The sequence below is a fragment of the Rhodococcus sp. MPR-R1B genome, assembly GCF_058793255.1.
Genome location: NZ_JBXAFO010000036.1, coordinates 45,313 through 52,320, shown reverse-complemented (window position 1 = coordinate 52,320; position 7,008 = coordinate 45,313). Strand labels below are relative to the sequence as shown.

Genomic DNA, 7,008 nt, shown 5'->3' with positions numbered 1-7,008 from the left:
CCGGATCGGAAGACGGTGTTCTATCCGCCGATGTCGGTTGATCCGTATCAACAGCCGATCGGCGGGAACAGCCCACCGACAGCGGCGTGAACCGCGACAACTGACGAATACGCCGGGGCACAACAATGCCCCGGTGTATCCGCATGCAGTGTTGCGGTGGGAGGGGCCCGCACCAATACGATCGGGGGATGAGTTCTCCGCGTGACCTTGCTGCCATCCCGAGTCCTGCGCTCGAGGGCACTGCGCTCACCGTCGTGGTCCCGGTCGGTTCTTTCGAACAACACGGACCGCACCTGCCTCTCGATACCGACACTCGGATCGCGAGAGCAGTCGCACAGGCTCTGCCCGACGTCGTCGTGGCCCCGGCCATCGAATACGGGGCGAGCGGCGAACACGAAGGGTTTGCCGGCACGATTTCGATCGGTGCCGAGGCCATGGAAACCGTCGTCGTCGAATACGGAAGGTCGGCGTTCCGATGGACGAAGCGGGTGCTGTTCGTCAACGGCCACGGCGGAAATGGTCCCGCATTGGCCAAAGCGGTGGCACTTCTGCGGTATGAGGGGCGTGATGCTGCTTGGGTGCCGTGCGCTGTTGCGGGTGCCGACGCGCATGCCGGACACACTGAAACGAGCCTATTGCTGCACCTTTCGCCCGATTTGGTGCACATGAGCCTTGCTGAGACAGGAAATTTGTCTCCTATCGCGGACCTGATGCCAGGAATGCGTTCGGGCGGTATGGTCGCTGTGTCGCAAAACGGCGTTCTCGGCAATCCAGTCGGGGCTACCGCCGAAGACGGCGCATACATCTTCGGTGAGTTGGTAGGACGCGTGACGGATGGACTGGCCCGGTGGGAGCCTGGTCCAGATGGGAGGCTTCGGTGACGACCACGACCGAGTGGGGGCGGACGGTCCACCTGCGACGGCTTTCGAGGCTGCGACGAGTTGCAGCACGACGGGCTACGTCCCTTACGATCATCTGATGCGACCAGCAAGACTCCCCGACGGCTTCGGCATTCGGTTGGACCCCAAGGTGCGCACGTACTCGGGTGGCCGGGTACTCATCGGCGGATCTCCGACGCGGATGCTCAAGCTGGCGCCGACGGCTGCGGCGATGATCGGTGACGGCTTCCTCGAGGTGGTCGATCAGCAGAGCGCTGCGGTTGCGCGACACCTTCTCGATTCAGGTGTCGCGAATCCTCGTCCGATGTCGACGCCGTCCGCTGCCGATGTCACGGTCGTGATTCCGGTCAAGGACAACCAGGCCGGCGTCGAACGCCTATTGCCCGTCCTCAAGGATCTGACCGTCATCGTTGTCGACGACGGTTCGGAAGTGCCGGTGGAGCCCCGTCGCGCCTGCCCGGGCACCGGCACCATCACAGTGGTCCGGCACGAGAGTGCCCGCGGTCCCTCGGCAGCGAGAAACTCGGGATTGCGTTCGGCCCAAACACGTTTCGTAGCTTTTCTGGACTCCGACGTCATACCGCGTGCCGGTTGGCTCGAGTTGATGTTGGGCCACTTCAGCGATCCGGGGGTTGCCCTTGTTGCACCCCGCATCGTCGCCCTCGATCCGTACGGGACGGCGCTGGCGCGGTACGAGAACATGCGATCGTCTCTCGACCTCGGACGCAAGGAAGCTGCGGTGAAGTCGGGCAGTCCGGTCGCCTATGTCCCCAGCGCCGCCGTGATCGTCCGGCGCGACGTGGCACTCGAATGCAACGGTTTCGACGAGAGTCTCGAAGTAGCCGAGGACGTCGATTTCTGCTGGCGACTGCAGGCTGCGGGTTGGCGACTGAGGTACGAACCTGTTGCGCATGTCGCCCACGATCATCGAGTTCAGTTCGACAAGTGGTTCGCCAGGAGAGCGTTCTACGGCACGGGTGCGGCGCCGTTGGCTGCAAGACACGAGGGTTCGGTTCCGCCGATGGCGATGTCGTTCTCGACGCTCTTCGCGTGCATCGCCGCCGCAACACTGACCCGTTCCGGTCTTGCCGGCGCACTCGGCGCTTTGCTGTTTACCGTTTACCGGCTGCGAAAGATGTTCACCGGCCTGAGTCAACCCACCCGGATCGCGGCGATCCTCACCGCGCAGGGAGTTGTCGGCGGATTCTGGCAACTCGCCTCGGCAATGTGTCGTCACTACTGGCCCGTGACGCTCCTGGCGGTGATCGCCTCCAGGCGAATTCGGCGGCTGGCCGTCGCTGCAGCAGTCACCGAAGGTTTGGTGGACTGGTATCGCCACCGTGAGCCAGGCGGGCTGGGACCGGTTCGGTACGTCTTCTTCAAACGAGCCGACGACATCGCGTATGGAGCCGGACTCTGGCGTGGCGCATTCGACGCCCGCGACTGGGCGGCGCTGAAACCTCGAATCACCAAGTGACAGAAGCCGACTACGCAGATTTCCTGGTTGTCGGTGGTGGCACGTGTGGTTGCGTGGTCGCAGCCAGGCTCAGTGAAGATCCATCCGCCACGGTGATGCTCCTCGAATCGGGAAGCGGATATCGATCGGCGCTCGAACTCCCGGACGTCCTGGGTGATCCGTACCGACTGCCGGTCGGACCTGCGAGCGAATACACGTGGACCTATCCGGTCGAACTGACGCCGCGTCGGGCGTCCACAATTGCGCGGGGGCGGACACTCGGTGGATCCGGAGCCGTCAACGGTGCGTACTTCACCCGCGCGACCCGTGCTGATTTCGAGAATTGGCCGAGTTCATGGCGATACGACTACGTCTTGCCGTACTTCAAGAAGTCCGAAACGGATCGTGATTTCGAGAGCGAGTTCCACGGGACCGCCGGACCGATCCCGGTCGAGCGTCGAGCGTGGGACCAACTGCATCCACTGAGCGGCGAGTTTCATGCGGCAGCGCTCGGAGCAGGCTTTCCCGACGACGTCGACAAGAATGCGCCGGACTCGTTCGGGGTGGGCCGAGTGCCACTGAACGTGTCGGATCATCGTCGGATCAGTACGGCGATCGGGTATCTGATGCCGGCGTTGCACCGGCCGAATCTGCGGGTGGAATCCGGAGTGAACGTCATTCGCATCGCGTTCTCGGGTACCCGTGCGATCGGCGTCGACGTTCTCGGCGACGGCAATGTCCGACGCATTCGTGCCGACCATGTGGTCGTGTGTTCGGGTGCGGTGGCGACACCGCACATTCTCCTCAATTCCGGTGTTGGTCCAGCGGAACAACTTGTAGGGCAGGGAGTTTCCGTCGTTCTCGATCGACCGGGCGTCGGACAGAACTTCGTCGACCACCCGGAAGTGCTGCTGCCGTACCATTTTTCGAAGCCCCGCACGATTCGATCGCAGACTCCGGTGCTGGAGACGGCCCTCAACCTCGCTGAGATCGAAATCCGTCCGTACACCGCATCTTTCACCGAACTGGTTCCCGGTGTGCCTCGCATGGACCACGGCGTCGGAGTGGTCCTCATGGCGCCGCACAGCCGGGGAAGCATCGAACTGGCATCGCGGGATCCCGCTGGGGCGCCGCGTATTCGGTACAACTACGTCGCGTCGGCGCACGATCGAGCTGCCATTCGGGAAGGGATGCGGATCGCCGAGAATCTTCTCGAGTCGATCGCCGAGACGGGGTTGATCGATCGCCCCGTTGTGGAGTACACCGATGAGTGGGTCGAATCCCGCCTGGGAACGTCGCTGCATATGTCCGGTAGTTGCGTGATGGGTGCCGAGGCGGACCCGTTCGCAGTCGTCGACGGTCGGTGCCGTGTGATCGGCGCGCAAGGACTCAGTATTGTTGACACGTCAATCCTGCCGACGATCCCGACCCGCGGCCCGCATGCGACCGCGGTGATGGTCGCGGAACGAGCAAGCGCCATTCTGCTCGGCGACGAGTGACCGCGAGGGGCAGCAGGCTGGGTCGGCAGTCATACCGAATGGTCGTTCTCGCCTATGGGCTGTGATCGGCGTTACAGTGGTCCACGGAGCGGAGGAACGCAAAATATGGCACGTGAACAGGCTGTGCCCGGCAACCCGTGGGTGGCGGTCAGGCCAGGCGATGACGTCGCGTTACTCGCGCGGCGACTTTCGTCTGCCCATCAGTCGTTCATCGATGCCCGCGGCGTGCCCGGCCAGGGGCTGACCGACGACTCCCATGTCCGCTCGGTCGTACTCGAGTCCTGGATGCGTAGCCGCAACAAGGGGGTAAATCCCGATGTGGTCGGCAACCCTGAGATGCTCGAAGGGTTGGAGCTCGAAAAATATCGCTCCGCGCATCCCATGTCACTGATCCGTCCGGTGATTCGGAAACTCCTGGTGGAAGATGCTGCCGAGACCGGACTGCTGATCGCGATCAGTGACGCACACGGTCGATTGCTCTGGGTGGAGGGTGACAACTCGGCCAAGGACAAGGCGTTGTCCATGAACTTCGTCGAAGGCGCCGATTGGAGCGAAGATCGTGTCGGCACCAATGCGCCGGGAACGGCGCTTGCTCTCGATCACTCCGTACAGATTTTCGGATCCGAGCATTTCAACCGAACCGTGCACGACTGGAGTTGTTCGGCCGCACCCGTCCACGATCCCACCACTGGGCAAATCCTTGGTGCCATCGACATCACCGGTGGTCCCAGGGTTGCGGTTCCCGAAGTGCTGTCACTGATCCGTGCAACTGTCGCGGCCGCTGAATCGGAATTGCGATTCCATCTCTTGAACTCGCCCATCCCACTCAGTGCCACGGCTCCGCGCCTCGAAACATTCGGTGCCGGCCGGCCGACGCTGGTTCGCGGCGGTGACCGCATCCCGATTTCGCAGCGTCACGCCGAGATTCTCCTTCTGCTTTCCGAACACCCGGAGGGTCTCAGCTCCGACCACCTTGCGGTCCTGCTCGACGAGGGCGAACTCGACGCAGTGACTATTCGCGCGGAAATGTCGCGGCTTCGTAAGGTTTTCGGTGCCGACCGGCTGGCTTCGCGCCCCTATCGGATCATCACGGAGTTCACGACAGATGTCGGCGATGTGCGGGCAGCGTTGGATCGAGGCGACGCAGCGACGGCGATGAAACTGTATTCGGGCCCGGTGCTGGCAGGCTCTGCCTCCCCGGGAATCGAAGAGGTGCGGGAAGAACTACGCACCAGGGTCCAGGCAGCTCTGCTGCGTGGAGGTGACGCCAACCTTCTGGCCCGGTGGACCACGTCGGTACATGGCCGCGAAGACTCCGTCGTGTGGGAGGCCTACCTGTCCACGTTGGATCCTCAATCGCCGCTGTATTCGCAGGTCCAGGCAAGAATTGATCTCCTCGACCGCCAGTTGGGCATCTGAGAATCATCTGCGTTTCTCGCACGCAACGTACTTGCAACGTTGCAACTCCTAGTGTTGTGAATCACACCCCACCGGGGGGTGGGATTGCAGTCACCGATTTGGTGGGTGCGCCCAGGAAGATCACGTTTACATAGGAGCTTGCAATGACCGTGTACGCCCGCCCAGGTACCGCCGACGCGATCATGTCCTTCCAGTCTCGATACGACAACTGGATCGGCAACGAATGGGTTGCTCCGGTCAAGGGTCAGTACTTCGAGAACCCGACACCGGTGACCGGACAGAATTTCTGTGATGTGGCTCGTTCCACCGCAGAAGACATCGAACTCGCTCTCGACGCAGCGCACGCAGCAGCTCCGGCCTGGGGCAAGACCTCGGTCGCCGAGCGCGCGATCATCTTGAACAAGATCGCTGATCGTATGGAGGAGAACCTCGAATCCATCGCACTCGCCGAGTCGTGGGACAACGGCAAGCCGATCCGCGAGACCCTCAACGCCGACATTCCGCTCGCCATCGATCACTTCCGATACTTCGCGGGAGCTATTCGCGCACAGGAAGGTTCGCTCTCGGAGATCAACTCCGACACCGTGGCGTACCACTTTCACGAGCCGCTCGGCGTAGTCGGCCAGATCATTCCGTGGAACTTCCCGATCCTCATGGCCGTGTGGAAGCTTGCCCCCGCCCTCGCTGCCGGTAATGCCATCGTGCTCAAGCCTGCCGAGCAGACGCCAGTCTCGATCCTGCACCTCATCGGCATCATCGGTGACCTGCTGCCTGCCGGTGTTCTCAACATCGTCAACGGCTTCGGTGTCGAGGCCGGAAAGCCGCTCGCGTCCAGCCCGCGTATCAAGAAGATCGCGTTCACCGGTGAGACCACCACCGGTCGCCTGATCATGCAGTACGCGTCGCAGAACCTCATCCCCGTCACCCTCGAACTCGGTGGCAAGAGCCCCAACATCTTCTTCTCCGACGTTCTCGCCTCAAACGACGACTACCAGGACAAGGCACTCGAGGGCTTCACGATGTTCGCCCTCAACCAGGGCGAGGTCTGCACCTGCCCGTCACGTTCGCTGATCCAGGAAGACATCTTCGACGAGTTCCTCGCGATGGCAGCCATCCGCACCAAGGCTGTGCGCCAAGGGGATCCGCTCGACACCGACACCATGATCGGTGCCCAGGCCAGCAACGATCAGCTCGAGAAGATCCTCTCGTACATCGAGATCGGCAAGGCCGAAGGCGCCAAGGTCATCACCGGTGGTGAGCGAGCCGAACTCGGCGGAGACCTGTCCGGCGGTTACTACGTCCAGCCGACGGTGTTCACCGGCAACAACAAGATGCGCATCTTCCAGGAAGAGATCTTCGGACCCGTCGTCTCGGTCACCTCGTTCAAGGACTACGACGAGGCCATCGAAATCGCCAACGACACGCTCTACGGTTTGGGCGCCGGTGTCTGGTCCCGCGACGGCGGAGTTGCTTACCGCGCAGGCCGCGACATCCAAGCCGGTCGCGTCTGGACCAACACGTACCACCAGTACCCGGCACACGCCGCTTTCGGTGGATACAAGCAGTCCGGCATCGGCCGCGAGAACCACCTGATGATGCTCTCGCACTACCAGCAGACCAAGAACCTCCTGGTCAGCTACGCCCAGAAGGCTCAGGGCTTCTTCTGATCTACCCACCGGCACCCGTGAGCCCCTCGCTGCGGGTGCCGGTGAGCAAGACTGCAACACGCGAAACC

At 62.5% G+C, this 7,008-nt stretch carries 5 protein-coding genes; all 5 read left to right on the top strand.

Annotated features, from left to right (window positions below; translation table 11 throughout):
• Positions 1 to 188 precede the first annotated feature (188 nt).
• The gene (gene mftE, locus AC1Q61_RS29850) at positions 189 to 881 is read left to right on the top strand and encodes a mycofactocin biosynthesis peptidyl-dipeptidase MftE (protein WP_042922382.1); all 693 of its coding nucleotides are present in this window, start codon (positions 189 to 191) and stop codon (positions 879 to 881) included.
• A 97-nt stretch (positions 882 to 978) separates the two neighbouring features.
• Positions 979 to 2,376 carry a mycofactocin biosynthesis glycosyltransferase MftF gene (gene mftF, locus AC1Q61_RS29845; RefSeq protein ID WP_007730153.1) on the top strand — a complete coding sequence of 466 codons (1,398 nt, stop codon included), beginning with the start codon at positions 979 to 981 and terminating at the stop codon, positions 2,374 to 2,376.
• Complete coding sequence (mftG, locus tag AC1Q61_RS29840; RefSeq protein WP_492651364.1) at positions 2,373 to 3,854, top strand: mycofactocin dehydrogenase MftG; 1,482 nt, start codon at positions 2,373 to 2,375, stop codon at positions 3,852 to 3,854. The genes mftF and mftG overlap by 4 nt, the downstream gene beginning before the upstream one ends.
• A gap of 105 nt (positions 3,855 to 3,959) precedes the next feature.
• Positions 3,960 to 5,273, top strand: coding sequence for a sigma-54-dependent transcriptional regulator family protein (locus AC1Q61_RS29835; RefSeq protein ID WP_007730155.1), 1,314 nt, complete (start codon positions 3,960 to 3,962; stop codon positions 5,271 to 5,273).
• Positions 5,274 to 5,416: 143 nt separating this feature from the next.
• Positions 5,417 to 6,940 carry an aldehyde dehydrogenase gene (gene adh / locus AC1Q61_RS29830; RefSeq protein WP_007730158.1) on the top strand — a complete coding sequence of 508 codons (1,524 nt, stop codon included), beginning with the start codon at positions 5,417 to 5,419 and terminating at the stop codon, positions 6,938 to 6,940.
• Positions 6,941 to 7,008: the final 68 nt, after the last annotated feature.